The sequence below is a fragment of the Methyloceanibacter methanicus genome (assembly GCF_001723285.1).
In the GTDB taxonomy this organism is placed as follows: Bacteria; Pseudomonadota; Alphaproteobacteria; order Rhizobiales; family Methyloligellaceae; genus Methyloceanibacter; species Methyloceanibacter methanicus.
On sequence record NZ_LPWG01000004.1, the window covers coordinates 82272 to 107601 of the forward strand.

Genomic DNA, 25330 nt, shown 5'->3' on the forward strand with positions numbered 1-25330 from the left:
TTACGATCCCGCGATCTTGGAGAAGTCGGCGACGGTCTTCGTCGTACTGCGGATGCGATTCAAGAGCCGCAAGCGGTTCTCGCGCAACTTGGGATCGTCCGCGTTGACGGTGACCGTGTCGAAGAACGCATCGACCGGCGCACGCAAACGCGCCATGGCGGTCATGGCCGCTTCGAAGTCTTCGTCCTCGACGGCCTTCGCGGCGGCCTTCTCCACATCGTCGACGGCTTTGGCCAGCGCCTTTTCCTCCGGCGCCTCGAGCAACGCGGGATCGGGCGCGTCGTCGTAGGTCTTGCCGTCCTTCTTTTCTTCGATGCGAAGAATGTTCGCCGCGCGCTTGGTGCCGGCGAGCAGGTTCGCGCCGTCGTCCGTGTCGAGGAAACGGCCGAGCGCCTCGACGCGCGCCACGATCATCAGAAGATCGTCGCCGCCCAGCGCGAACACCGCGTCCACCAGATCGTGCCGCGCGCCCTGGTCGCGCAGATAGACTTTCAGGCGGTCGGCGAAGAAGGACAGGAGGTCGAGGCTCGACGTGCGGACCCGCCGCCCATCCATAAGCTCGGACTTATGGACCTTCGCGGTCATATTCTTGCGATTGTCGTCAATCCTCGGAGATTGAGTCTCGAACTGATCAATCAACGGCAATCGAAGATTGTTCTCCAGAACGATCCGGATGACGCCGAGCGCCGCCCGGCGAAGGGCGTACGGATCCTTCGAGCCCGTAGGCTTTTCGTCGATGGCCCAGAAGCCCACCAGCGTGTCGAGCTTGTCGGCAAGGGCGACGGCGATGGACACGGGTTCGCGCGGAACCTCGTCCGAAGGACCCACCGGCTTGTAGTGATCCGCGATGGCATTGGCCACGGACGGACGTTCGCCCTGATCGAGCGCGTAGTAGCGGCCCATGATGCCTTGCAGCTCCGGAAACTCGCCGACCATGTCGCTGACGAGATCGGCCTTGGCGAGGATGCCGGCTCGTTCGGCGTCTTCCGCGTCCGCGCCGACAAGCGGCGCCAGGTCCCGCGCCAGCTTGAAGATGCGCTGCACCCGCTCGTACTGGGTGCCGAGCTTCTCGTGGAAGGTGATGTCTTTCAGCTGCGGCACCCGCGTCTCGAGCGAGACCTTGAGATCTTGATCGAAGAAGAATTTCGCATCCGACAGCCGCGCGGCAATCACGCGCTCGTTGCCTTGGGTGATGGAGGTGCCGCCGTCGTCGGCGTCCAGGTTCGCCACCAGCACGAAGCGGTTGGCCAGTTCATCGCCCTTGGACACCGAGAAGCACTTCTGATGCGCCTTCATGGAGGTGGCGAGCACTTCCGGCGGCACGTTCAGAAACTCTTCGTCGAATGCGCCCAGGAGCGGCACGGGCCATTCGGTGAGCCCGGCATTTTCGTGCAGCAGTCCCTCGTCCTCGACCAGCGCGAAGCCGTGCTCGCCGGCGCGCGCCCGCGCCGCGTCGAGGATCCGCGCGGCGCGCTCGTCCCCATCGAGAACGACGTAGGCCTTTCGCAGCTTCGCCTCGTAGTCGGCGAAGTCTTTCACGTCGAACGCTTTCGGCGCCATGAAGCGATGGCCGCGCGTGGTCTTGCCGCTCTCGATGCCGTCGATCTCGAAATCGAGACCTTGCCGCCGAGGATGCAGAGGACGGAATGCAGCCGGACGGACCCAGCGCAGCTTGCCGGCGCCCCAGCGCATGGCCTTGGGCCAAGGAAAGGTCTTGACGATCTCCGGCACGATCTCGGCCACCACGTCGGCGGTGTCGCGTCCCGGCGTCTCGATCAGGGCGACATAGAAGCTGCCCTTCTTGTCCTCGCGGGTCTCCGCCTGGTCGACGGATTTCAATCCGGCGGATTTCAAAAAGCCCTCGATGGCCTTCTCGGGCGCATCAACGCGCGGGCCCTTGCGCTCTTCGCTGACGTCCGGCGAACGCTTCGGCAGGCCTTCGACCACGGCCGTGATACGGCGCGGCGTGGCGTAGGTGCGGATCTCGGAAAATTCGAGACCGGCGGCTTTGAGCTTGTCGCCGAGCAAGCGCGCAAGGTCCTCCCGCGCACGCGTCTGCATGCGCGCCGGGATCTCTTCGGAGAAGAATTCGAGCAGGAGTTCAGCCATGGCGCGAGGTCCTCCCGGCGAGAGGTCTTGACCGAAACCGATGTCGTGGTCGTCGAGATCCTGGATGCCGAATTCGAGGACGCCGTATGGCTTCTCGCCGAGGTGATAGTCGATCAGCGCACCGCGTTCTTTCAGCTCTTTGTACATGGCGCGCGCATCGTCGACCCAGAAATATGCATTCCACATCTTGTCCTTGATGTGCCAATGGGGAACGGCCTCTTTAGCCTCTGGCACCTGAGTCAGCATGACATGGGCGGCATCGCGCGCGGCGATGGCGAAGTCGGGCGGCTCGCCCCAGACGCCGAGCGTGCCGAAGCCGACTTTCTCGGCCCAATAGTCGATCGTCTTGGGCAGATCGCGCGCGAACAGCACCGGCGCTTGATGCAGGATCTTCGCCTGGCTCATGACGCACCGCCCGCTTCCGTCTTGAGCCAGGCGCGCAGCAGGCCTTGGCGAGATCGCGCACCCGCAGGATATAGGCCTGGCGCTCGGTGACGGAGATCACCCCGCGCGCATCCAGCAGATTGAAGATGTGCGAGGCCTTGATGGCCTGGTCGTAGGCCGGCAGCACCATCAAATGGCGCTCGCCGTTTTCGCCCGCCTCAAGCAATGCCTTGCACTCATCCTCGGCATCGCGGAAATGCTCGAACAGTTTCGCCGTGTTGGCGTGCTCGAAATTATGCCGGGAGTACTCCTGTTCAGCCTGCAGGAAGATGTCGCCATAGGTGACCTTGGCGTCCCCTTCCCCGCCGTTGAAGTTGAGGTCGTAGACATTGTCGACACCCTGCACATACATCGCCAGGCGCTCGAGCCCGTAGGTGAGTTCGCCGGACACCGGATCGCAGTCGAACCCGCCGACCTGCTGGAAATAGGTGAACTGCGACACTTCCATGCCGTCGCACCAGACTTCCCAGCCAAGCCCCCAGGCGCCGAGCGTGGGGCTCTCCCAGTCGTCCTCCACAAAGCGGATGTCGTGGTTCTTCGGGTCGATCCCGATGGCGTAGAGGCTCTCCAGATACAGATCCTGAATGTCGGGCGGCGAGGGCTTCAGGATGACCTGGAACTGGTAATAGTGCTGGAGCCGGTTCGGGTTCTCGCCGTAGCGGCCGTCCTTGGGGCGCCGCGAAGGCTGCACATAGGCCGCGCGCCAGGCTTGGGCCCGAGCGACCGCAGCGTGGTGGCCGGATGAAACGTGCCCGCGCCGATCTCCATATCGTAGGGCTGGAGAATGACGCAGCCCTGATCGGCCCAGAAGCGCTGAAGCCTCAAGATCAGGTCCTGGAACGAGGGCGCGGTGCCTTTCCGGCAGATTTCGATTGCTTGGACATGTCCGATTCGTGGAAGGGCAGGATCGCCGCCGCACGCTATTGCCTTGCGAGCGACAATGGAAGCCATAGAAGGACATCCATCGCCGAGCGGGGTGCCGCCTTGCGGCCTGGCAGGGCCATCCCGGCCTAATGCGGCTCCGTCTGGCCTAATGCGGCTTTTTGGGGCGGTAGACGCCGGTGACGGGGTCCTCTTCGAGCGCCACGCTGCTTTCGATGTCCCGCCGCTCCATGGCCTCCTCCGCCTTCTGTAGTTCGGCCCGAACGCGCTCCTGCTCCTTTTTCAGGTACCGCCTGACCAGGAGAAGCCCCGCGCCGATGGCGGCCAAGAGGAGAACCTGCGGCATCGGCCTACAACCCGAAACGCGACCAAAGCGCGCGCGCCTCGATCGCGGAGATCACGTCCGCGGCGAGCCCTTGTGGCCAGCCGCCGAGTTCGAAGCCGCCGGCCGAGGTCGAGACCGACTTCTTGTTGCGCCGGAGCAAGCCGCCGCCGGTCGAGACGAGCTTGAAACGCACGTCTTCGCCGAAAACTTCGCGCATCTTGGTGCGCAAGTCCGACAGGCCGTCGACGAGGCCGAGTTCGGCGGCCACTTTGCCGGACCAGAACGCGCCGGTGAACAGTTCGTCGTCGGACTTTGTCAGCTTGTCGCCCCGGCGCGATTTCACCATGTCGATGAAGGCCTCGTGCACGTCGAGCTGGATCGCCTTGATGCGTTCCACGTCGGCAGGCTTTTCGGGCAGGAAGGGGTCGAGCGTGTCCTTGCTCTTGCCCGCGGTGTAGACGCGGCGCTCCACGCCGATCTTCTCCATCAGCCCCGGAAACCCGAAACCGGCGGCGATGACCCCGATCGATCCCACGATCGAGCTCGGATCGGCATAGATCTCATCGCCCGCGAGCGACAGCATGTAGCCGCCCGACGCCGCGACGTCCTCGCAGAACGTATAGACCTTGAGGTCCTTTTCCGCGGCGAGGGCACGGATCCGTTTGTGGATCAGCGTCGACTGGACAGCCGCACCGCCGGGCGAATTGATCTGAATGGCGACGGCCTTGGCCCCGCGCATGGAGAAGGCCTTCTCGATGGCGGCCGCGACCGTGGGCAGGGAGAGTTCCTGCCTGAAGGGAGAGGTCATGCCGATGGGCCCGCTGAACCGCAGGACCGGCACGAGGGGGCGCGGCTTCGTCCACTTCTCCGGAAGCAGGGCCTTCATCGCTGCAGTCAAACCATTTTCGCTCATAAACGCACCGTACCCTCAGGCCAATTGAGATCAAGAGTTGTCCACTAGATCGGGACCAATAAAGGCCAGACCGGGGCAAGCGCGGCGGCGTGCCGTTCGATACCAGAGCCGGCTCTCTACTTCTTCCAAGTCTCCAGCACCGAAAAGCCCATCTTGCTGCGCAGCTCCTTCCGCCGTTGCGCGTATTTGGGTTTCGGATCCAGCTTGACGGCTTCATCCAGGTCCTTCAGCGCCGGTTCACGCTCCTTGAGCCCGAACTCGTAAACGTTCGCACGCCGGTACAGTCTTTGCGCCTTGTCGTCGTCCGATGTGGCGAGCTCGACCAGCGCCGTGCGGTCCTTGAGCTGCTCCCGGTAGAGCTTCTTCTTGGTCTCGGCGCCCTTCGGGGCCGTGGGGCCGGTGTGTATTTGCCGGGCGTGCTGTTCGAAAAGTTCCGCGCGCGTCTCAAGCAAGGTCACGCTCTTTGGATTCTGCGCAATCGCCTTGTCGAGCGCGCGCTGCATCCATCGCCAGTCCCCCACCATGAGCTTCCCGCGCAGCACGAACGGGTTCTGCAGCATGTGGGCGATATCCTCGGCAGCCCCGTCGTTCTCCTCCAGGAAGGTCCTTGCCTTGGCACGCCCCATGTAATTTTCGAACAGGAACCTCTTGTCGGTATTCTTGTCGTTGCAGTTTTGCGCGGTCCAATCGATGGCCGCGGTGAACCCTGCCTGCGCGGCTTCGTAGTCGCTCTTTTTCAAAGCTTTATCGGCGCTGGACGCCTGGAAATAGCAAGACGAGCCTCTCGTGCCCCTGTCGGCACCGGCATCGGAGGCCGTCACAAGTCCGAACACGAAAGCCACAGCGACGGCGACGCTCGGTTGGTACCAGGTGCTGCTTCGACGCATTTGGGTCCTCGAAAACGGTCCATCGCCTGACCGGACTGCGCGGCCCGATACGGCACATTCAGATCATCGACGCCAATCGGTCCGGCCGGTAACGGGAGACGAGCGCCACCATCATGTCGCGGTACATCCGGCGCGTGAGGACCTCGAGACCGAGTTCGGCCGCGAGGACGCAAGGCAGGATGCGGCCGAAATACAGCCCGAGGAGCCGCGGCTCGTGACCACGCCGGCGCATCTCGGCGAGCACTAAGGGTGCAAGCTCGTAATAGAGCCGGATCTCACGTTGTCCATCCGCCGTCTGCGCCAGAACCTCGTCGCGGAACCGGCGCAGCGCCGTCAGCTCGAAACAATCGTCGGCAAGGCCGACGACATCGCAGCAGGCCGTTGTGATGAAGCACTTCTTGGGGCCGCCGCGACCACCGCCTGATTCGTCCTGGCTCTCAGGGTTGGCGCCGGGTCCCGAAATCTTCGGTGGGGCGCACGCCTTGCGGGCGGTCGTGACCGCGTAATGCGCATCGGAGTCGGTCTTCATCTTTTCTATGACATCCGCCGTGCCGTCGAGATCGGCGTCGAAGACGTCGAAACCGCTTCCGTCCATGTCCGCCGCGACGCGCAAATTGCGGATCGCCGCGACACGGCTCATGTCCCCGTCAAAGAGCTCCGTGAGATTGAAGCTCTTGGCATAGGGCGGCGGGTTCATCTTGGATTTGTACTTGGGATCTGGTTCGGGCTGGAAGACGACGCTGTCTGCCTTCTCGCCGTCCACGAACAGATCGGCCTTGAACACATCGTATTTGCCGACGGGGATCACGCTGATCCAGGCATTGAAGCCTTGTTTCGGCCCTGTCTCGGCCTTGTACCAGATCTTGTACTCGGCCGTGCCGCCCGTCTTGACGTCGCCGTCGAGATCGCCGCCGCCCTTCGTCTTGATCTTTTCGGGAATCAGGTCCGCGTGAGCGGCCGGGCCGAAGAATTGGTAGGACCAACTCCCGAGCGTGCCGTTCTCCTGTTTCGGGTATTTCCGGAACGCCGCCGAAGAGCCTGCGCCGGGCGGACAGTTGGCCGAGTTTTTCGGCTTTGTCTCCACCTTGACGGCGGTTCTCTTCCTCTGCGGCCCGCCGATGGCGGCGGGGTTCGGGTTCCTGGCCCAGGCCTCGTCCGGACCTATCCGCATTTTCTGCAGAGCCTCGCCGGCGCCTTGGAGATCGAAGCTGAAGATATCGTAGGTGGTGCCGCCGATCTTGGCCGTCACGCGCAGATTGGACGCGGAGGCCAAGCCGCCGAGATCGCTTCCGAACACCTTCGTGAGGTCCCGCTTCGTCTCCTTTTCGACCTTGAAGCTGTCGACCTCCTTCCCATCCACGAGGACGCGTGCCTCGAAGCTGCCAGGCGTGTTCCCGGTCCGCTCCACGATTAGCGTGCCGCTGTAGCCATGCGCGGGGCCCGGCGGACTCCAATAGTCGATCATGATTTTTGCCCGACCGCGCGGCCCCATGATCTTGGGGCCCCCGGTCTGGGTCTTGATCTTCCGCCAATTGGGAAACGCGTGGGATTCGTAGCCGCCCTGAGAGGAGAAGGTCCAGTTTCCGGCCTCCCCCCGGAGGTCCTTCGCCGGTTGCGGCTCGACCGTGACCGCCCTCTTGCCCGAGGTTGCGCGTTCCTGGGCCTTGTTGCGCGACTTCTGGGGAACGTCCTGGCCATGGAGCGGCTGGGGCACGACCGTGGCAGCCGTGAATGGCACGACGGCCACGAGCGCCGTGAGCGCCTTCAGGCGCCGGAGGTTTGCGCGATAGGACATGATCCGGTTTCACCCTTCTCAAGAGCCCGGCCGATCCAGTCTTCCCCGCACGAATAGCGTACAATTCTAGGATTGCACTTGAACGAATGCAACGCGCCGTGGTGTGGGCGCGGCAACCGAATTCGACCCGCCCATTCGCCCATTAAGGTGAATGGGCGATCGGACGTGAGCCGGTGCCATTTGAATGATATAGGATCGGCATGTCGCGGGCGCCCCGCTTGGAGCGGCCAGCCGGACCGTTACAGACATCAGTCCCAGGAGGACTCTTCAATGAGAAAATTTGCGATCCTGGCGAGCCTGGCGGCCGCCGTCGCGTTTCTCGGCGTTTCGCTGGCGCCGCAGCCCGCCGAGGCGGGCTGGTGCCGCAAGGTCTGGCGCAACGGCTATTACAGCACGGGATATTGCGGCCGGCGCTTCGTCGCGCCTGGGCGCTACGTCCGGCCGCGCGCGGCCTATTACGTTCCACGGCGCTGCCGCTCCCGCTATGGCTGCAGCGCCTACCCTTACGCCTATTACCCTTATTGGCGAAAGCGCGCTTGGGGCGGCTGGTACTAACCGCGCCACACGCATCGCACTCCGGCAAGGGTCGGTCTCCAATCGGGGGCCGGCCCTTTGTCGTTTGCGCCGATATCTTGCGCCGGGTGTCTCCGGCTCTCGGCGTCCGTTGCCCTGAACGGCCCATGAATCGGGCCGTCAGCCCCGGTTCAGCCACTCACCTCTAAGCCTGTTCCTCACGACCGAGGATTTCAGGCGGCGCGAAAGGCGCCCCAACGGAGGTATGAACCATGCTGAAAACGACACTTCTCGCCGCGGCCGCGCTGGTGGCTTTCGGAGCAACGGCGGCCTATGCGGGACACGATCGCGGACATGACGGCGACGGCCACCGCGCCGGCAAACATGGCGGTTACGAGCACAGCTACACGCCCGGCCCCCGCGCCGGCCGCCGTCACCACCATTCCGACAGGTATGGCGCGCAGCGCTGGCACCGCTACGGCCCGAGCTGGTTCGACGACCGCGGACGCCGCCATTGCCACTATGCGCCGCGCAAGGTCTCCATCAAGGTCTGGGACCGCCGAGGAAATCCGTACCGCAAATGGGTTTGGAAGGACGTGAGGGTCTGCGTCTAGCGGGCCCTCGCACGCCCGGGTTTCCTCCCTAGCCCCGGGCCATTGCGAGGCTGCCGCCTGTCCCCCCATGGCGGCAGCTTCGCTCTCAACTAGCGGCCGCCAAGCTTCCGTCGCGGCCGCGCCTAAGCCCCAGTTGCGTCCAGACGAAACGCCGCTCCTTCGCGCAAGACGGCTTCGGCTTCGGCGGTGTAGGCGCCCCCCTCCTCGTGCAGAACCAGTCCGGGCAGGAGGCGCGTGGCCGCGCGGCTGTTCTTCCGCCCCTGGACAATGACGCGGATCGCCGGGAGACCCCGCTTGGGAAACAGGGGGTAGATCGCGAGGGCGCCGAAACGGTCTTTCAGACCCTCCAAGAGCGGCCCGAGATGGTCGGCCCGATGGATCAGGGTCAAGGTGGCGCGCGGTCCAGCCATGGTGGTCAGGAACCGCACCCAGCGCTCCAGTTCGCCCGCCGGCATCACATGCGCATGCGCGCGCGCCGCGTCCGGCGCCATCCGGACCGAACCTTCGCCGTAGAACGGCGGATTGGCCATGACCTGGTCGTAGCCTTCGCGCACGAGGCCGGCGCTGCTCAAAATCTTGGCCGGCGCGGTGAGATCCGCCTCGATGGCACGGAAACGCTCGCCAAAGCCGTTCCGCGCCGCATTCCGGCGCGCCAGGGCGCATTGGTTCGCGTCGATTTCCACACCGGTGACATCGACACCGGGGACGCGGGCCAGAAGACACAGGCCTGCGGTTCCAGCGCCCGGTCCCGGCGCCAGGACCGCATCGCCGGCTTGCGCCGGCACGGCGGCGGCGAGAAACACCGCATCGCTGCCGCCCCGATGCCCCGACCTGTACTGAAGGATTTCGATCCGTCCGCCGAGGAATGCGTCGGCCGTCGTTTCCGGCTCGCCGGAGCCGCTAGGACCGATCGTCGCGCTCGAGATCATCGCCTACGCCAGCCTCGGTCAGAAGCGCGCGCGCCTTGTTGACGGAAACGTCCTCAACCAGTACGCGCTGCGGCAAGACACCGATGGATCCCTCCATCACGCTCATGTTGGTATCGAGCACTGTGAAAGCGATTCCCGCCTCTTTGAGGAGCGCGCTCACAAACGAGACAAGCACGGGATCGTTCGACCTTATCAATTCTTTCATCGCGACAACCGCTCCCGAAATGCCACCAGCGCCTTCTTCTTCAATTCGGGCCGCCGACAGTGCTATAAGCCCTCCGCACCGGAGGAAACGAAACCCCTCACAAGAGGAGACTGGCCCGTGGGCATCGTCGTCAAGCTTTCCGACCCGCGCGAACCCAGCGCAAGCCTCGCCCCGCTCTTCGCGCTTGTCGAGGAGGACATGGCCCGTGTCAACCAGATCATCCTGGACAAGGCACGGTCCAATGTCGAACTGATCCCCGAGCTCGCGCGCCACCTGATCGATTCCGGCGGCAAGCGCCTGCGCCCGATGCTGACCATCGCCGCCGCGAAGCTGTGCGGCTACGAAGGCGACGGCCACCAGCGGCTCGCGGCGGCCGTGGAGTTCATGCACACGGCAACGCTGCTCCATGACGACGTCGTCGACGAAAGCAACCTGCGGCGCGGCAAAACCACGGCCAGACTGCTATGGGGCAACGAGGCCAGCGTCCTCGTCGGCGACTACCTGCTCGGTCAGTCCTTCAAGATGATGGTGGACGTGGGCTCCATGGGCGCCTTGCGCATCCTGTCCGACGCGGCGGCGATCATTGCCGAGGGCGAGGTGATGCAGCTCATTACCGCGCACAACACGGACACCACGGAGGACGACTACCTCGCCGTCATCGAAGCCAAGACGGCGGCCCTGTTCGCGGCGGCGGCCGAGGTGGGCGCCGTGGTCGCCGAGCGTCCGAAATCGGAAGCGGCGGCCTTGCGGTCCTTTGGGCGCAATCTCGGCGTCGCCTTCCAGCTCGTGGACGACGCCCTCGACTATTCGGGCGAGCAGTCGGAGCTCGGCAAGAGCGTCGGCGACGATTTCCGCGACGGGAAAATCACGCTTCCCGTGGTCCTGAGCTATCGGCGGGGCAGCGCCGACGAGCGCAAGTTCTGGGAACGGACGGTCAAGGAGGGCGACATCGGTGACGACGATCTCGACACGGCCATCGACCTGATCGCCAAGCACAACGCGCTCGCCGACACGATGGAACGAGCGCGCCATTACGGCGCGATCGCCCGCGATGCCCTCGCCATATTCCCGGACGGCGACATCAAGTCCGCGCTGCTCGGGGCGATCGAGTTTTCGGTGAGCCGGCCGTTCTAGTTCCCGGTGGACGGCAATCGCTCAGGGCGTCCGGGGATTCCCGAGGATCCCCGCGGTAATCCACCAATCCGGCGCTTTCTCGGCGAGCAGGATCGCGGCCCGCAAAGCCTCCCGCGGTGTGGCGAACACGGCAAAGCAGGTCGCACCGGATCCGGACAGCCGGACGAGCCGGGCGCCACTCAGCGTTTCCAACGCCGAAATCACGGCCCCGAGCTCCGGCGCCAACCTCCGCGCGGCGGGCTCCAGATCGTTGACGCGCGCCGACGCATAGGCGATCAGCGCCTCGAAGCTTCCGCCGAAATCCAGTGGCGGCGCGCCTTCCGAGAGAGCCTCCGGGGACGCGTCGAGCGGCGCTGCGCCGAGCGCGCCGTAGACCGCCGAGGTTGCGAGCTCTACGCCGGGATTGGCCAGCACGACACCGCAGTGCGGGAAACCGGATACGGCGGCGACCTTTTCGCCGCGGCCCGTGATCATAGCCGGGGAGCTCCGGAGGCAGACAGCGACGTCCGACCCAAGCACCGGCGCGATCGCGCCCGCGTCCTCGGCCGAGAACGCGCCCTCACCGGCCGCCACGAGCAATCTCAGCGCGGCGGCGGCATCGGCCGACCCGCCGCCGAGCCCCGCCGCGACGGGAAGCGCCTTCACGAGGCCGGAAGGAGCCGGACGGCAGGGCGGGACGCGGGCGCGCGCCGCCTCGGCGGCCTCCAGCATGAGGTTCGCGCCGGCCAGCGCACCGGCGAAGGGCCCTTCGACCTCGAGCGTGACGCCGGGCGGCACCGGAGCGCCCGCGCCCTGCGCCACGAGCCGAGGCCCTGGCGAAATGTGAGGGGTGAATTCGACCGTGTCGCCGGCACCGGCAAAAGCGACAAGGCTTCTCAATTCGTGGAAGCCGTCGCCGCGCCGGCCCAGGACCTCAAGCGTGAGGTTCAGCTTGGCCCAGGCAATGTCCCGAAATCGCATAGTGCGACGTGACGTATCGCGAACCGGCCTCTAATGCGAGGCGTTCCGTTTGGCCTCGACAGATTCGGAGGCAGACTTCGTCGCCGTCTCCTCTTCGAGCCCCGACTCGATCTTCTTGATCAGGCTCACGCGCAGGTCGTCTTCCGGCTCCAGCGACATCGACTGCTGCCACTGATATTTGGCTTCGACCCGGCGCCCCACACGCCAATAGGCATCCCCGAGATGGTCGTTGATGATGGGATCGTCCGGGCGCAACTCCACCGCCTGTTCGAGATACTCGACGGCCTTGGGCATGTTGCCGAGGCGGTAATGGGCCCAGCCGAGACTGTCGACGTAGTAGCCGTCGTCCGGCTTCAGGCTTACGGCCTTGCGGATGTAGTCCATGGCCTGCTGCAGGTTCAGACCCTGGTCCACCCAGGAATAGCCGAGATAGTTCAGGACCAGCGACTCGTCGGGGTTCAGGCGGAGGGCCTCGTTGAAGTCGGCCTCGGCCGCGGGCCAATCCTTCAGGCGCTCGTTACAGACGCCGCGCGAATAATACAGGGCCCAGTTTCGCTTGGTGGGCTTGTCGACCAGGCTGATCGCCTTCGTGTAGTAGTCGCGCGCCTCTTCGTAGCGCTCCTTGGAGCGGAGGATATTTCCGAGCGCGTCGAGCGGGCGGATATCGTCCGGGTTCTCGGCGATGATGTCCTCGAGCAGGACCTTCGCTTCGTCGATGCGCTCGAGCGAGGTCAGCGCGAACGCTTTCTGAATCTGCACATTCACCCAAAGCGGGGACGATGGCGGAATGGCATCGAAGGCGGCGATCTCGGCCTCGTACTTCTTAGCCGCCGAGTGAGCCTCCGCGAGTGCGATTTGCGCCAGCGGAAAGTCCGGCTTCAACAGGAGCGCGAATTTCAGGTAGACGACACCCATATCGAGACCGCCCTCGCCAGCCACGGCATCGCCGATCCCGTAGAAGACCTCGGCGAGACCTTCGGTCGGGTTCTCCGCAATCAACCCTGGCTGGCCGCCGCTTTCGATCTCCTCCAGCAGCGCCTCGGTCAGGGGATGCGGCGCGGTCTTGGCCATGTGCATCTTGAGTGTCGCGATCGCCAAATCCTGCCGGTTGCCGTTGACGGCGTGACGCGCATAGGCATCGGCGATCCGAAGCGTCGTGGGGCTCCGCTTGAACGCGGCGTCGTAGGACGTGCTGGCAAGCTGATGGCGTCCCGCGACATCGGCGATCAGCGCCCGGTGGTAACGTTGATAGTACTGCGCCCAATCCGCATTGCTCAGGCGGTCCAGCGTCTCGAACGCTTTCGAATGTTCGCCGGCGGCTTCCTGGACCCAGGCGCGCGCCAGCGTGGAGGCGAGATCGGCGATGGGGCCCTGCCGCGCGGCCGCAAAATGCACATCCGCCTTCTTGTAGTCGCCCCGCTGGAACGCATTGATGCCCAGCAGGAATTGCGCGAAGCGGTGCGAGGGCTCGACCTTGACGAGTTCATTGGCGAGTTTGCTGGCCCGCTTCCAATGGCCGGCACGCGCCTCGAGCAGGAAGGCCTGTTCGAGAATGGCTTCGTTGGACGGGTCGCCTTCCAAGGCCTTGGTATAGAAGTCCGCCGCCGCGTCCGTGTCGTGATTCTGGCGCGCGACGCGGCCCGCAAGGTAGTTGCCGAGAAGGGTACGGGCGCCCGGATTGTCCGGCTTGGTCGCCACGACTTCCGAATAGGCGGCTGGAGCTGCAAAGATCGCCATCAGGAGAACAGACCGCAGGGTCCATTTCCCAATACGCCCGCTGTCGGCATTCGTCATGTTGTCGGCCCGGCTTGCGCCGCCCCAGGCTAATTGGTCCAAAGGTCTTGGACAGGCTATGCGCTTTGTCCTGTCATGAAAACAATATTTGGGTTCAAAGGCGGCGCGTTTGTGACCTAATTGGTTGGATCACATGAGCATTCTGTAATGTTGGCCGGCTACATGTTGGCGTAGTTGGGTCCGTCGCCGCCTTCCGGCACCACCCAGGTGATGTTCTGCGCCGGATCCTTGATGTCGCACGTCTTACAGTGCACGCAGTTTTGCGCGTTGATCTGGAAACGCACCGAACCGCCTTCCTCCACGACCTCGTAGACATTCGCCGGGCAATAGCGCTGCGCGGGCTCGTCGTAGTGGGGCAGATTCTGCTCGATCGGCACGTTCGGGTCTTTGAGCGTCAGATGCACGGGCTCGTCCTCGTCGTGGTTGGTGTTGGACAGGAACACCGACGAGAGGATGTCGAAGGTCAACTTGTTGTCGGGCTTCGGGTAATCGATGGGATTCGATTTCGCCGCAGGCCGCAGGCTCGCATAGTCGGGTTTTTTGTGTTTCAGCGTATGGCCGAGGAACGGCAGGATCGTATTGAGCCACATATCGACGCCGCCGAGCATGACGCCGAGCCGCGTGCCGAAACGCGACCACAGCGGCTTCACGTTGCGGACCTTCTTCAGCTCCTTGGCCATCGCGCTCGCCTCGAAGGCCTGGATATATTCCAGAAGCGTGTCGCGCGCGCGCCCCGCCTCGATGGCCTCAAAGGCTGTTTCAGCCGCCATCATGCCCGACAGCATGGCGTTGTGAGACCCCTTGATTCGCGGCACGTTCATGAAGCCCGCGGCGCAGCCCACCAGCGCACCGCCGGGGAACGCGAGTTGCGGCACGGCCTGCCAGCCGCCTTCGGTGAGCGCGCGGGCGCCATAGGCGATGCGCTTGCCGCCCTCGAGATGCTTCGCGATGACGGGATGGGTCTTCGCGCGCTGGAATTCCTTGAACGGGCTGAGATAGGGATTGGCGTAGTCGAGATGGACGACGAAGCCGACCGACACCAGGTTGTCACCGAAATGGTAGAGGAAGGAGCCGCCGCCGGTCTTGTCGTCGAGCGGCCAGCCCATCGTGTGCTGGACAAGGCCCGGCTGGTGCTTCTCGGCCGGTATCTCCCAGAGCTCTTTCAGGCCGATGCCGAATTTCTGGGTGCCGCTGTCTTCGTCCAGACCGAATTTCTCGATGAGTTGCTTGGTCACCGAGCCGCGCGCGCCTTCGGCGAAGAACGTATACTTGCCCATCAACGCCATGCCCGGCGTGTAGCTGTCCTTGGGACTGCCGTCGCGCGCAACGCCAAGGTCGCCGGTTATCACGCCCTCGACCGCGCCGTCCGCGCCAATGATCGCGTCGGCCACGGCGATACCCGGGTAGACCTCGACCCCGAGCGCCTCGGCCTGCTCCCCGAGCCACTTGGTGAGATTGCTAAGGCTTCCCGCGTAGCAACCGTGATTGTTCATCAGGGGCGGCATGAAGAAGTTCGGCAGCCGGACCTCGCCCGCCTCCCCGAGATAGTAGAACAGGTCCTTGGATACCGCGTCGGTGAGCGGCGCGCCTTGCTCGCGCCAATCGGGGATGAGCGCGTCGAGCCCTACGGGATCGATCACCGCCCCGGACAGAATATGGGCGCCGATCTCCGATCCCTTTTCCAGGACGACGACGGAGATCTCCTTGTCCTTCTCCGCCGCAAGCTGTTTGAGCCGGATCGCGGCCGAGAGCCCCGCAGGACCGCCGCCGACGATCACCACATCGAACTCCATCACGTCCCGTTCGACCTGATCGCTCATCTCAGCCCTTTCCATTTTCGCATCGCACCCAGCCGCGCCCACGGCGAAATTGGTGCTAAACTCATGATAATTGCCCTGAACTGACAAATATCGGATCGGCCCTGCCCACGCAAATGAGTGAAAGCGCCGCAAAAAGCACCTCAAGCCTTCTGGCCTGGTACGAGGCCATGGGTGTGGACGAGGCCATTGGTGAAGAGCCGGTGGACCGCTTCGCGCAGTCCGCCGCCCCGCCGGCTTCACAAGGCACGCCCCGCGACTCGGCCAAAGGCGCCCCGGACACGGCGGCGGGAGCCGCGCCAAAGGGTGCGCTCAACGTGCCTCCCAAAGCCTCTCGGAAGGCGCGGCGTCCGGCCCCGGCCCCGGAAGATGTGGCGCCGCCCGTCCTCGAAGGGATCGAGACGCTTGCCGAACTCGAGAAGGCCGTGGCGGCCTTCGAGGGGTGTCCGCTGAAACGGACCGCCAAGAACACGTGCTTGCGCGCGGGAGCGAGAAGGCCAAGGATGCTGATCGGCGAGGCGCCGGGCCGCGACGAGGACCTGCAAGGCAAACCCTTCGTCGGGCGTGCCGGCAAGCTCTTGGACAAGATGCTGGCCGCGATCGGGCTCGACGAGACCTCGGTCTACATCACCAACACGATCTATTGGCGCCCGCCCGGCAACCGCACACCCACGCCGCAGGAAATCGGTTCCTGCGCGCCGTTTCTCGCCCGGCAGATCGAATTGCTGCGGCCCGAGGTGATCGTGCTCTTAGGCGGGGCGGCCGCGAAATCCATGCTCGAGACGACCGAAGGCATCATGCGCCTGCGCGGCAAGTGGAAACTATACCACGCGAAAGAACGCGACATCCCGACGCTCGCGACGTTACATCCGGCCTATCTGCTTCGCTCCCCGGAGGCGAAGCGCTATGCCTGGCGCGACTTGCTCATGCTGAAGGAGAGATTGGGCGAGCTCGAAAAAGACTAGGGGAAGACCCCAAGGCTGGAGGAAACACCATCATGAGTGCCCGCATCGACCCCACCCGTCCGTTCGTGCCGTTGCGCCTTGCCGTGCTCACCGTCTCGGACACGCGGACCCCCAAGACCGACAAGTCCGGACCGCGCCTCGTTCAGATGATCGAAGACGCCGGTCACGTCGTCGCCGACCGCATGGTCGTGTCGGACGACGAAAAATCCATCCGCAAGGCCGTCAAGGCCTGGGTGAAGATGGACGATGTGGATGTGGTCATCACCACCGGCGGGACCGGCTTCACCGGGCGCGATGTGACGCCCGAGGCCGTGCGCCCGCTGTTCGACAAGGAGATCGACGGCTTCTCGGTGCTGTTCCACATGCTGAGCTATCAGACCGTCGGCACCTCCACGGTGCAGTCCCGCGCCTGCGGCGGCCTCGCCAAGAGCACCTTGATCTTCTCGGTTCCGGGATCGCCCGGGGCTTGCGAGGACGCCTGGAACGGGATCCTCAAACTGCAGCTGGACAACCGCCACCGCCCCTGCTCCTTCGTCGAGCTTCTCCCCCGCCTCGCCGAAAGCAAGAAGGAGAAGAAGAAAGACAAGAAGACGTCGAAGGCAAAGGGCTAGCGGAACGCGCTCCGGCGTCGCTCCGTCACTTGGGAGGATCGCCGCCACTTCCCCTTGCGCGGCGCACCAGGTAATAGGCCGTGGCGCCGGCTACGACGAACAAGGCGATGCCGATCGCCCAGGCAAGCGGCGTTCCATACCAATAGATGAAGAGCGCACCGGCGCCGGGCGCGGCCACGGGCACCACGATCTCCGGCATGTCGAAATCAAGCCACCACCAGACGACCAGCGCAACGACGGTGATCGCCACAAGCACGCCCACGAGAATGGTCATCGCACGCCTCGTTCCATGACGTTCGGAGCCACTGCTGGGTTACATGGCGTTGCGGGACAAAGACGCCAAGACCCCGTCGACCGATTCGAGCCGGAAGCCACAATGCGGCCCTCCGTCTGCCCGGGCCAGGCGCCTCACCGTTCAAACGCCTTTTGGGCACGCCCGGACGAGGCGCTCGGCCGAAGCGCGTTGACCTTCGAGATCCTCGGCCGTGTCCACGTCGCTTAGCGTGGCCGCCCGTGCGATCTTGCGCCCTTTGAGATTCGCGCATGTCGCGGCAAGCGCTTGTTCGGTCGACCACGGCACGTTTTCAAACGGTGCCAGCCGCCTCGGGCTTCGCTTCAACCCCACCAGCCAATAGCCGCCGTCCCGCGCCGGGCCGAACACCGCATCGGCGCTGCCGAGACGCCGGAAGGCATCGGCGATATGGGCGCGGGAAATCGCCGGGATATCGCTGCCCACGACGATCACGGGCCCTGGCGGCATCGCATCGAACAGGGCCTGCATGCGCGCGCCGAGATCCCCGTCCCCTTGCGGAATGGGCCGGACGCGCGGCCATGCGGGCCAGCAGGGCTCCCGCACCGTGTGGCCGGGCGCGACCGCCAGAAAAGTCCGCCAGCGCGGATCAGTGCCGAGCCTCATCAGCGTGTGATGCAGCGTCGTCCGGTAGAACCGTGTGGCGGTACCCGTACCGATGCCGCGCGCAAGACGACGCTTCACGGCACCGGCGATCGGTTGTTTGGCCATCACGATGAGACGCGGTGAGAAGGCGGCGCCTGGCGCCGGCGGCGTGCTAGCCATGTCCGGTGTCAGTCATAAAGACGGGCGAGCACACGCGGCGGGACGCGCAGGAGATAAAGCAGCGTCAGCCCCAGGTTGCGGATGCTACGTGCCAAATAGCCGTCCTCACGATAGCGTATGGCACTGGTCACGGCCCGCGTCTTGAGCCCGTAAAGCTCCCGCCGCTTCAGCCTGCGGACGAGATCCACGTCCTCCATCAAGGGAAGCGGCCGGAAACCGCCGAGCCGCTGGTAATGGGCGCGCGAGATCAGCAGGCCCTGATCGCCATAGGGGAGCGAGAACAGCCCGCAGCGCAGGCCCACCAGGAACTCGATCAGGCGGGCATGAGCTTCATCATCGAGCGCGAACCGGAAATAGGCCGCCGCTTGCGGCCGGCGGCCGGTTTCGATGCGCTCGATGAAATTCGCCGCTTCCCCGGCCCAACCGGGTTCGAGCACCGTGTCCGCATGCAGAAAGAGCAGCCAGTCGCCCTTCGCCGCCGCCGCGCCCGCTTCCAACTGCGTTCCCCGGCCCCGCGGCGCCTTGATCAGATGGGTCCCCGCCGCATCGGCGATCACGTAGGTATCGTCCGTCGAGCCGCCGTCGGCGATGATCGCCTCCTGGACGATTCCCTCGACCACCGCAGGCACGAGCGCCGACAAAGTCGGCACGAGGGCGTGCTCGGCATTGAGCGTTGGGATTACGACCGAAATCATGGGCTGGACTATAGCGGCTGGCCCCAACGCGGCAATCGCCGCATGGGGCGCACCGGCGCCAAGCCTTCTATGTTCTTGCTTTGTTCGCACGGCTTGCCTATATTGCGCGCATGAGCGTCGCCATTCGAAAGCCGAGCCGTGACGAGAGCCTGCCCCATGAGGCGGGCGGCATCGCCTATGGCCGTCGCCATGGCCGGGGCGCCCAAACCAACCGGTCCGGCCGGTTCGAGGCGAAGACCTATGAGCCGGTGGACGACGGCTGGGAGTCCTTGGGCGATCTTGAGGCGCTCCGGACCGAGGTGCAGGAGGTTCCGGCCCGCCGCATCATCACCAAGAACGACTCCCCGGATATCGGCTTCGACCGCTCGATCAATCCTTATCGGGGCTGCGAACACGGGTGCATCTATTGTTTCGCCCGCCCGACCCACGCGTTTCTCGGCATGTCGCCCGGGCTCGACTTCGAAACGAAGCTGTTTGCCAAGACCAATGCCGCGCAGGCGCTGGAGCGCGAGCTTGCGGCCCCCGGCTACGTGCCGCGCATGATCGCGATCGGGTCGAACACCGATCCCTATCAGCCCGTGGAACGCCGCTACCGCATCATGCGGCGCCTTCTCGAGGTCTTGAGCGCGGCGAACCACCCGGTGGGGATCGTCACCAAATCGGCGCTTGTCCTGCGCGATCTCGATATTCTGCAATCCATGGCCGAACGGGGCCTCGTGAAGGTGGCGCTGTCGGTTACCACGCTCGAACGGCGGCTGGCCCGGGCCATGGAGCCGCGCGCCAGCACGCCCGACAAACGCCTCGAGGCCGTTGAAACCCTTGCGAGTGCCGGTATCCCCGCCTCCGTCATGGTCGCGCCGGTCGTCCCGGGCCTGACGGATACGGAGATCGAACGTATCTTGGAGCGTGCGTCCGCCGCCGGGGCCTGCGAAGCCGGCTATATCCTGCTGCGGCTGCCGCTGGAGATCGGCGATCTCTTCGTGGAATGGCTCCGCGCCAATTGCCCGGATCGCGCGGACCGGGTTCTGTCCCTGATGCGGCAGACGCGGGGCGGCAAGCTCTACGACGCCCAGTGGCAAGGCCGCATGGAGGGCGACGGCCCTTATGCCTGGATGATCGGCCGGCGCTTCCAGATGGCCGCCGAACGGCTCGGTCTCGACAAGCAACACAGGCTGCGGACCGATCTGTTCACACCGCCCACCCTGCCCGGTCAGCAACTCAGCCTGCTCTAGGGGCTTTTCCACAAAGTCCGCCTCGGTCGCGCCCGCGAACGGTTGCGCCAGCACCCAAGTTCGTCGGACAGTTCCGCCATGGAACCGTCACCGCGGCAAGAGGCCGGCTTCCCGAATTTCGATCTCGAAACGGAGATGATGGACCGCCACGGTGTCCCGGTGGCGGGCATCGACGAGGCCGGGCGCGGGCCATGGGCCGGGCCCGTCGTCGTCGCCGCGGTCATTCTCGACCCCAATCGCATTCCGGACGGCTGAACGACTCCAAGAAGCTGACGCCGCAGGCGCGCGAGGATCGCTATGAGGAGATCATGGCGACGGCGCGCGTCTCGATGGTGATCGGCCAGGTGGCGCGCATCGACCGCGACAATATCCTGCAAGCCACACTGTGGGGCATGCGCATGGCGTTCCGGGCCTTGGACGTGCCGCAGGCGGCGGCGCTTATCGACGGCAACGCCGTGCCGAAGCGCTTTCCCGGCACAGCCTGTCCCGTGGTCGGCGGCGACGAACGATCGCTGTCGATCGCGGCGGCCTCCATCGTGGCGAAGGTGGAGCGCGACCGGATCATGGTGCGGCTTGCCAAGCGCTATCGCGGCTATGGCTGGGAGAACAACAAGGGCTACGGCACGCCCGAACACGCGACGGCATCGAACGGCACGGGCTATGCCCGCACCATCGCCGCTCCTTCGCGCCGATCCAGCGCGTTCTCGCCACGGGGCACGTGCCGCCAGACCGCTAGCCCAGCCAACCGGCGATGCGGCGGGCGATATCCTCGGCGCCCTCTTCCACGACCAGCATGTGGGCGTGACCCTCCAGCGCCCAGAACGGGCTGCCCGGATAGGCATCGGCCGTGGCCTTTGCCGTCTCCAGAGGAACGATGCGGTCCTCGGTCCCGGACAGGGTCAGGACCGGACAGCGCACGCCGCTCGTATCGACGGCGGTCGTACAGGCGCGATCGAACATCCAGAAGAAGAGCTCGAACAGCGCCTTGCCCGATTCCGGCCCGAACGCCTCGAACACTTGCCGCTGCCGCTCCGGGGCCAGACCGTTGAGGCTGATCTTGCAGGCGATCTCGAAATTCGGATCGAAGGCTTTCGTCCAGAACGGTCCGAGAGACATCAAGTCCTGGCCGAGCTGCTTTTCCGGCTCCGAGGCCGGCAGGATGCCCGCACGCGGCGCCGGGCTCGCCAGGATCAGCCTTTCGGCAATGCCTTCGGCCGCCAGCTGCTGGGCGATGACGGCGCCCATGGAATGGCCGAGCAGAATGGGCTTTTCGGGGAGCGCGGCGATGAAATCGCGCATTTGCGCCCGGTAGTCGGCGATACCGACTCCGGTGAGCTTGGCGATGCCGTCCGTCTTGTCGGCCCCGTGGCCAACGAGATCGGGGGTGTAGCACGAATACCCCTTCGCCTCGAACACGGCCCGAAAGGGCTCGAAGCACCAGCCGCCGCAATTGACCCCATGGATCATGACGATGGTCTTCGTCATGCGATTCTCCTTGCCGATCGCGTGCCTTTCCCGGCCCGTGCCGCGCGCCGAGCCGGATTAAGGCCGCCTTTACCCCGCTCGGCCAGCATGGGCCGGTCTTGCCATGTACCCGGTCTTGCCGAGTACAGCATGGCAAGCGCGTGTGTGTATTGCGTAACGCGAGAGAACGACATGGGTGTGGGGGATGACGGAGGCCTGCGGCTTCCGCGCAACAAGATCATTGTGGGCGATTGCATCGAGGAACTGGACAAGCTCCCTGCGAAGAGCATCGACCTCATCTTTGCCGATCCGCCCTACAATCTTCAGCTCGCGAACGAGCTCTACCGGCCGAACAACAGCCGCGTCGACGGCGTCGACGACGACTGGGACAAGTTTTCCAGCTTCGAATCCTATGACCGCTTCACCCGCGACTGGCTCGCCGCCTGCCGCCGCGTGCTGAAGCCCAATGGCAGCCTCTGGGTCATCGGCAGCTACCACAACATCTTTCGCGTGGGCACGGCGCTCCAGGATCTCGGGTTCTGGGTGCTGAACGACGTGATCTGGCGCAAGACCAACCCGATGCCGAACTTCCGCGGCCGGCGCTTCACCAACGCCCACGAAACCATGATCTGGGCCTCGACCGGCCAGAAGGCGCGCTACACCTTCAACTATGAGTCCATGAAGGCGCTGAACGAAGACCTGCAGATGCGCTCCGATTGGCTGTTGCCGATCTGCTCGGGCGGCGAACGTTTGAGGCAAGACGGTCGCAAGACCCATCCCACCCAAAAGCCCGAAGCACTGCTGCAGCGGGTGATCTTGGCGGCAAGCCACGTGGGCGACGTGGTCCTGGATCCCTTCATGGGGTCGGGCACCACCGCCGTTGCCGCCAAGCGGCTGGGCCGGGCCTTTGTCGGCATCGAGCGTGAAAGCGCCTATGCCAGCGCGCGCGAACGGCTCAAGTCGATCGTGACGCTCGACCCGGCCTCGCTGCAGGTCTCCAAAGGCAAGCGCGCGGAGACGCGCGTGCCCTTCGGGGCTTTGGTGGAGATGGGACTGCTGTCTCCCGGGACGGCCCTCTACGATCCGGCGGCACGCCATGAGGCGAAGGTGCGCGCGGACGGGTCGATCGCCTGCGCCGGTGCGCAAGGGTCCATTCACAAGATCGGCGCGCATGTGCAGGGCGCCATGGCCTGCAACGGCTGGACCTTCTGGCACTACGAGGCCGACGGCGCGCTCAAGCCGATCGACGCCTTGCGCGTTGAGGCCCGGCAGAAGCTCGCTTCCTAGCGCCGCGGCTCTTCGACGTCGCCCGGACCTCGCCCGAGGCATGGGCAAGCACCTTCCGCATCACCGACGGCAAGGCGGCATGGGCCAGATCGCGTTGCGCCACCCAACGGCAGCGCGCAGGGTCCGCGGCCGGCGTCAATTTGGCGTCCCGGCCGACCTCGGCGCGATAGACCGTCAACTCGAGATGAAAGTGGGTGAAGGTGTGCGTGACGATCCCCGGCACGCACGTCCAATCGGCGATCAGAGGCGCGTGCACCTCGGCCGCCTCTTTCGGCTGTCGTTCGTCCCAAGGCGTGGAGGGTGTCTCCAACATGCCGCCGAGAAGCCCTTTGGGCGGCCGCTCCCGCAGCAGGACCGTGCCATCCTCCCGGATCGCGACGAACGCGGCGCCGCGCCGTGTCGGCCGCTCGGCCTTGGCCGCCTTGTAGGGAAGCAGGTCCGCGAGACCCGCCGCAACGCCACGGCAGTCGGGACGCACCGGGCAACGGCCGCAGGCCGGGCGGCGCGGCGTGCACACCATCGCGCCGAGATCCATGAGCGCTTGCGCGAAGTCCCCCGCATGCTCGGCCGGGGTCAAGCGCTCCGCCAGCGCCTTGATTTGCGGTTTCGCCGCCGGCAGCGGCATTTCGACCGCGAAGAGCCTGGCGAGAACCCGTTCGATATTGCCGTCCACCGGAGAAGCGCGCCGACCGAAGGCGATCGCGGCGATGGCGGCGGCGGTATAGGCGCCGATGCCGGGCAGCGCGCGCAAGCCCGCCTCCGTATCCGGAAAGCGTCCGCCATGGGTCTCGGATACGGCGCGCGCGCAGGCATGCAGGTTGCGCGCACGGGCGTAATAACCGAGCCCTGCCCAGGCGGCGAGGACATCACCGAGCGCGGCCTTCCCGAGGGCGTCCACATCGGGCCAGCGGCGCAGGAAATCGATGAAGCGTGGCGTCACCGCCTTGACGGTGGTTTGCTGCAGCATGATCTCACTCAGCCACACTTTGTACGGGTCTTGCAGCTTCCCTGGCGGCGCGCGCCACGGAAGCGCCCGCCCCTCGCGGCGGTACCAAGCCAGGAGGGCGGGGACGATTTTCGTGTCCGGGGCGCCCTTTGGAACGTCCATGTGAACGTCTTGCATAAGTCCTCATGCCACGCGCAATCGCCCGGCGCCATGGTGTAGACTCGGCCGAGGATCACGGGGGCGACCATGAACACGACAGGGCGAAGGCCCAAGGGCGGGGCGCGCGCGATCGGGGCCTTTGTGGAAAGGGCCCTGGACAAGGCCGCGCGGGCGCGCGGCTTCGCCACCACCGCGCTTCTGAGCGACTGGCCCGCAATCGCCGGTGCCGAGCTTGCCCACTACACCATGCCCGACCGTATCATCTGGCCGAGACGGCACGAGGATTGGGACGGCGATGAAGCCGGCAATCCACCCTCGCGCGGCCACAAGGGCGAGGGGGCGACACTCGTCCTTCGCATCGAAGGGCCGCGGGCCATCGAGGTGCAACATCGCGCAACGCAGATCCTGGAGCGGATCAACGCTTATTTCGGCTATCGCGCCGTCACCGACATGCGCTTTCTGCAGGCGCCGATCGCCCGCGTCGCACGGCCAAAACGCGCGCCGAAGCCCCCGCTTCCGGCCTACGCCTTGCCAAAATCCGCAGGCATTCGGCATGCGGACCTGGCGCGGGCGCTGAGCCGGTTGGGTGCAAGTGCCGCGAGCCGTCCCCCGGACGGGAAGCTTCCCGGCAAGACGCGGTGTTGAGTCTTGCTCCAAGCAGGTCTAAGTGTCGCGCTCACGAGGGGTTGAAGCAGAAGCCTTCATGCCCGCTTGCCCGATCGGTGCCATTCCATGATGTTAGGCCCTGAAGAGCGCAAGGGGCCGCGCGCAAGAGAAGAAGCCGGAGTATTCGACGTGGCAAAACCCGACAAAGAGACGACCGAGCCGACCGCCGAGGCCAAGAAGAGCAAGAACGGACTTTACGTGATCGGAGCTGTGGCCGTCGCCGCGCTTGCCGTGGGTATCTATTTCTTCAGCGCCGAAACACCGGCAGATCCCACCGCGCCGAAGGTGGATCCGGACATGGCCCACCTCATGGAGACGGGGCCCTTGGACGACATCGTCCTCGGCGATCCGACCGCGGGCACGGTCATCGTGGAATACGCCTCGATGACGTGTCCCCATTGCGCGCACTTCTACACCGAGGTGTTTCCGCAAGTGAAAGAGAAGTACATCGACACCGGAAAGGCCCGCTTCGTCTTCCGCGAGTTTCCCCTGGACGGCCTCGCGGTGGCTGCGTCCATGCTGGCCCGCTGTGCGGGGAACGATCGCTTCTATCCCATGCTCGACGGGTTGTTCGAGACCCAGGAGACCTGGGCGGTGCCGGGCGCCGACGGCAAGGAAAAGCTGAAGCTTATCGCAAAGCAGGCCGGCTTCTCGGAGGACAGCTTCGAGCAGTGCCTTGCGGACAAAGAGCTGTTCGACAAGATCGTTGCCGTCCGCAAGAAGGCCCACGAGGAGTACGGCGTCGACGCCACGCCCTCCTTCTTCGTTAACGGCAAACGGCTCCCGGGCGTCGGGTTGGACGTGTTCGAGGCCGCGATCGACGGCAAACCCGAAACGCCGCCGAGCGGCTAAGCAAGATCAGGCCGGGGCCGGTCCGCGACACGCACGGCATGGGACCGGGACCATACA

The 25330-nt window shown here is 65.2% G+C and carries 26 protein-coding genes and 2 pseudogenes; 12 read left to right on the forward strand and 16 right to left on the reverse strand.

The window, feature by feature from the left end:
- Positions 1-2514 carry a glycine--tRNA ligase subunit beta gene (gene glyS / locus AUC68_RS03190; RefSeq protein WP_141701064.1) on the reverse strand — a complete coding sequence of 838 codons (2514 nt, stop codon included), beginning with the start codon at positions 2512-2514 and terminating at the stop codon, positions 1-3.
- Positions 2511-3384: pseudogene (locus AUC68_RS03195) on the reverse strand (glycine--tRNA ligase subunit alpha). The gene glyS and the pseudogene AUC68_RS03195 overlap by 4 nt, the downstream one beginning before the upstream one ends.
- Between AUC68_RS03195 and AUC68_RS17440 the strand changes: the two are divergent.
- Positions 3295-3567, forward strand: a complete 273-nt coding sequence (locus AUC68_RS17440; protein WP_244500379.1) for a hypothetical protein — start codon at positions 3295-3297, stop codon at positions 3565-3567. The pseudogene AUC68_RS03195 and the gene AUC68_RS17440 overlap by 90 nt on opposite strands.
- Before the next feature lie 16 nt (positions 3568-3583).
- Here the strand turns inward: AUC68_RS17440 and AUC68_RS03200 are convergent, their stop codons facing one another.
- From AUC68_RS03200 to AUC68_RS03215, 4 genes are all read right to left on the reverse strand, one after another.
- Positions 3584-3781: a hypothetical protein gene (locus AUC68_RS03200; RefSeq protein WP_069436315.1), complete on the reverse strand. Its 198-nt coding sequence runs from the start codon at positions 3779-3781 to the stop codon at positions 3584-3586.
- Between the two features lie 4 nt (positions 3782-3785).
- Positions 3786-4658 carry a S49 family peptidase gene (locus AUC68_RS03205; protein ID WP_425283206.1) on the reverse strand — a complete coding sequence of 291 codons (873 nt, stop codon included), beginning with the start codon at positions 4656-4658 and terminating at the stop codon, positions 3786-3788.
- A gap of 131 nt (positions 4659-4789) precedes the next feature.
- On the reverse strand, positions 4790-5560 hold the full coding sequence (locus AUC68_RS03210; RefSeq protein ID WP_069436317.1) for a hypothetical protein: 771 nt from the start codon (positions 5558-5560) through the stop codon (positions 4790-4792).
- Between the two features lie 58 nt (positions 5561-5618).
- Complete coding sequence (locus AUC68_RS03215) at positions 5619-7355, reverse strand: CFI-box-CTERM domain-containing protein (RefSeq protein ID WP_069436318.1); 1737 nt, start codon at positions 7353-7355, stop codon at positions 5619-5621.
- A 270-nt stretch (positions 7356-7625) separates the two neighbouring features.
- On the opposite strand from AUC68_RS03215, the gene AUC68_RS03220 reads away from it, so the two are divergent.
- Together AUC68_RS03220 and AUC68_RS03225 are read left to right on the forward strand one after the other, a co-directional pair.
- The gene (locus tag AUC68_RS03220; RefSeq protein ID WP_069436319.1) at positions 7626-7910 is read left to right on the forward strand and encodes a hypothetical protein; all 285 of its coding nucleotides are present in this window, start codon (positions 7626-7628) and stop codon (positions 7908-7910) included.
- 230 nt (positions 7911-8140) lie between these two features.
- Positions 8141-8482, forward strand: a complete 342-nt coding sequence (locus tag AUC68_RS03225; RefSeq protein ID WP_069436320.1) for a hypothetical protein — start codon at positions 8141-8143, stop codon at positions 8480-8482.
- A 122-nt stretch (positions 8483-8604) separates the two neighbouring features.
- Here the strand turns inward: AUC68_RS03225 and AUC68_RS03230 are convergent, their stop codons facing one another.
- Together AUC68_RS03230 and AUC68_RS03235 are read right to left on the reverse strand one after the other, a co-directional pair.
- On the reverse strand, positions 8605-9411 hold the full coding sequence (locus tag AUC68_RS03230; RefSeq protein ID WP_069436321.1) for a tRNA1(Val) (adenine(37)-N6)-methyltransferase: 807 nt from the start codon (positions 9409-9411) through the stop codon (positions 8605-8607).
- A complete protein-coding gene (locus tag AUC68_RS03235) occupies positions 9383-9616 on the reverse strand; it encodes a putative signal transducing protein (RefSeq protein WP_069436322.1) in 234 nt (77 codons plus the stop codon). Before AUC68_RS03235 ends, AUC68_RS03230 begins: the two co-directional genes overlap by 29 nt.
- A gap of 117 nt (positions 9617-9733) precedes the next feature.
- Here AUC68_RS03235 and AUC68_RS03240 point away from each other — a divergent pair, with 117 nt between their 5' ends.
- Positions 9734-10750: a polyprenyl synthetase family protein gene (locus AUC68_RS03240; protein ID WP_069436323.1), complete on the forward strand. Its 1017-nt coding sequence runs from the start codon at positions 9734-9736 to the stop codon at positions 10748-10750.
- 21 nt (positions 10751-10771) lie between these two features.
- Here the strand turns inward: AUC68_RS03240 and AUC68_RS03245 are convergent, their stop codons facing one another.
- From AUC68_RS03245 to AUC68_RS03255, 3 genes are all read right to left on the reverse strand, one after another.
- Positions 10772-11710, reverse strand: coding sequence for a 4-(cytidine 5'-diphospho)-2-C-methyl-D-erythritol kinase (locus AUC68_RS03245; RefSeq protein WP_069436324.1), 939 nt, complete (start codon positions 11708-11710; stop codon positions 10772-10774).
- Positions 11711-11740: 30 nt separating this feature from the next.
- A complete protein-coding gene (locus AUC68_RS03250; RefSeq protein WP_069436325.1) occupies positions 11741-13504 on the reverse strand; it encodes a tetratricopeptide repeat protein in 1764 nt (587 codons plus the stop codon).
- Between the two features lie 158 nt (positions 13505-13662).
- On the reverse strand, positions 13663-15324 hold the full coding sequence (locus AUC68_RS03255) for an electron transfer flavoprotein-ubiquinone oxidoreductase (RefSeq protein WP_069436403.1): 1662 nt from the start codon (positions 15322-15324) through the stop codon (positions 13663-13665).
- A 113-nt stretch (positions 15325-15437) separates the two neighbouring features.
- Between AUC68_RS03255 and AUC68_RS03260 the strand changes: the two genes are divergently transcribed.
- Together AUC68_RS03260 and moaB are read left to right on the forward strand one after the other, a co-directional pair.
- Entirely contained in the window at positions 15438-16286 is an 849-nt protein-coding gene (locus AUC68_RS03260) for a uracil-DNA glycosylase (RefSeq protein ID WP_069436326.1), read from the forward strand.
- Positions 16287-16318: 32 nt separating this feature from the next.
- Positions 16319-16897, forward strand: coding sequence for a molybdenum cofactor biosynthesis protein B (gene moaB, locus AUC68_RS03265; protein ID WP_069436327.1), 579 nt, complete (start codon positions 16319-16321; stop codon positions 16895-16897).
- Between the two features lie 25 nt (positions 16898-16922).
- On the opposite strand, the gene AUC68_RS03270 is transcribed toward moaB, so the two are convergent.
- The 3 genes from AUC68_RS03270 to AUC68_RS03280 all read right to left on the reverse strand — a co-directional run bounded on the left by AUC68_RS03270 (position 16923) and on the right by AUC68_RS03280 (position 18667).
- On the reverse strand, positions 16923-17171 hold the full coding sequence (locus tag AUC68_RS03270; protein ID WP_069436328.1) for a hypothetical protein: 249 nt from the start codon (positions 17169-17171) through the stop codon (positions 16923-16925).
- 141 nt (positions 17172-17312) lie between these two features.
- On the reverse strand, positions 17313-17972 hold the full coding sequence (locus AUC68_RS03275; RefSeq protein WP_069436329.1) for a TIGR04282 family arsenosugar biosynthesis glycosyltransferase: 660 nt from the start codon (positions 17970-17972) through the stop codon (positions 17313-17315).
- Between the two features lie 8 nt (positions 17973-17980).
- Positions 17981-18667 (reverse strand): TIGR04283 family arsenosugar biosynthesis glycosyltransferase, encoded by a 687-nt coding sequence (locus AUC68_RS03280; protein WP_069436330.1) that lies wholly within the window; start codon positions 18665-18667, stop codon positions 17981-17983.
- Between the two features lie 110 nt (positions 18668-18777).
- Between AUC68_RS03280 and AUC68_RS03285 the strand changes: the two genes are divergently transcribed.
- From AUC68_RS03285 to AUC68_RS18545, 3 genes and pseudogenes are all read left to right on the forward strand, one after another.
- On the forward strand, positions 18778-19899 hold the full coding sequence (locus AUC68_RS03285; protein ID WP_069436404.1) for a PA0069 family radical SAM protein: 1122 nt from the start codon (positions 18778-18780) through the stop codon (positions 19897-19899).
- Between the two features lie 78 nt (positions 19900-19977).
- The gene (locus tag AUC68_RS18065) at positions 19978-20154 is read left to right on the forward strand and encodes a ribonuclease H family protein (protein WP_204376954.1); all 177 of its coding nucleotides are present in this window, start codon (positions 19978-19980) and stop codon (positions 20152-20154) included.
- A 53-nt stretch (positions 20155-20207) separates the two neighbouring features.
- Positions 20208-20483, forward strand: a pseudogene (locus tag AUC68_RS18545) (ribonuclease H family protein); the annotation flags it as partial.
- 148 nt (positions 20484-20631) lie between these two features.
- On the opposite strand, the gene AUC68_RS03295 reads toward AUC68_RS18545, so the two are convergent.
- Positions 20632-21384, reverse strand: coding sequence for an alpha/beta fold hydrolase (locus AUC68_RS03295; RefSeq protein WP_069436331.1), 753 nt, complete (start codon positions 21382-21384; stop codon positions 20632-20634).
- Between the two features lie 171 nt (positions 21385-21555).
- Here AUC68_RS03295 and AUC68_RS03300 point away from each other — a divergent pair, with 171 nt between their 5' ends.
- Positions 21556-22650, forward strand: coding sequence for a site-specific DNA-methyltransferase (locus tag AUC68_RS03300; protein ID WP_069436332.1), 1095 nt, complete (start codon positions 21556-21558; stop codon positions 22648-22650).
- Here AUC68_RS03300 and mutY read toward each other — a convergent pair.
- Complete coding sequence (mutY, locus tag AUC68_RS03305; RefSeq protein ID WP_083240364.1) at positions 22598-23758, reverse strand: A/G-specific adenine glycosylase; 1161 nt, start codon at positions 23756-23758, stop codon at positions 22598-22600. The two genes, AUC68_RS03300 and mutY, sit on opposite strands and share 53 nt — an antisense overlap.
- Before the next feature lie 84 nt (positions 23759-23842).
- On the opposite strand from mutY, the gene AUC68_RS03310 reads away from it, so the two are divergent.
- Positions 23843-24400 carry a DUF721 domain-containing protein gene (locus AUC68_RS03310; RefSeq protein WP_069436334.1) on the forward strand — a complete coding sequence of 186 codons (558 nt, stop codon included), beginning with the start codon at positions 23843-23845 and terminating at the stop codon, positions 24398-24400.
- A gap of 150 nt (positions 24401-24550) precedes the next feature.
- Positions 24551-25273, forward strand: a complete 723-nt coding sequence (locus tag AUC68_RS03315; RefSeq protein WP_158008214.1) for a DsbA family protein — start codon at positions 24551-24553, stop codon at positions 25271-25273.
- The last annotated feature ends 57 nt before the right edge of the window (positions 25274-25330 follow it).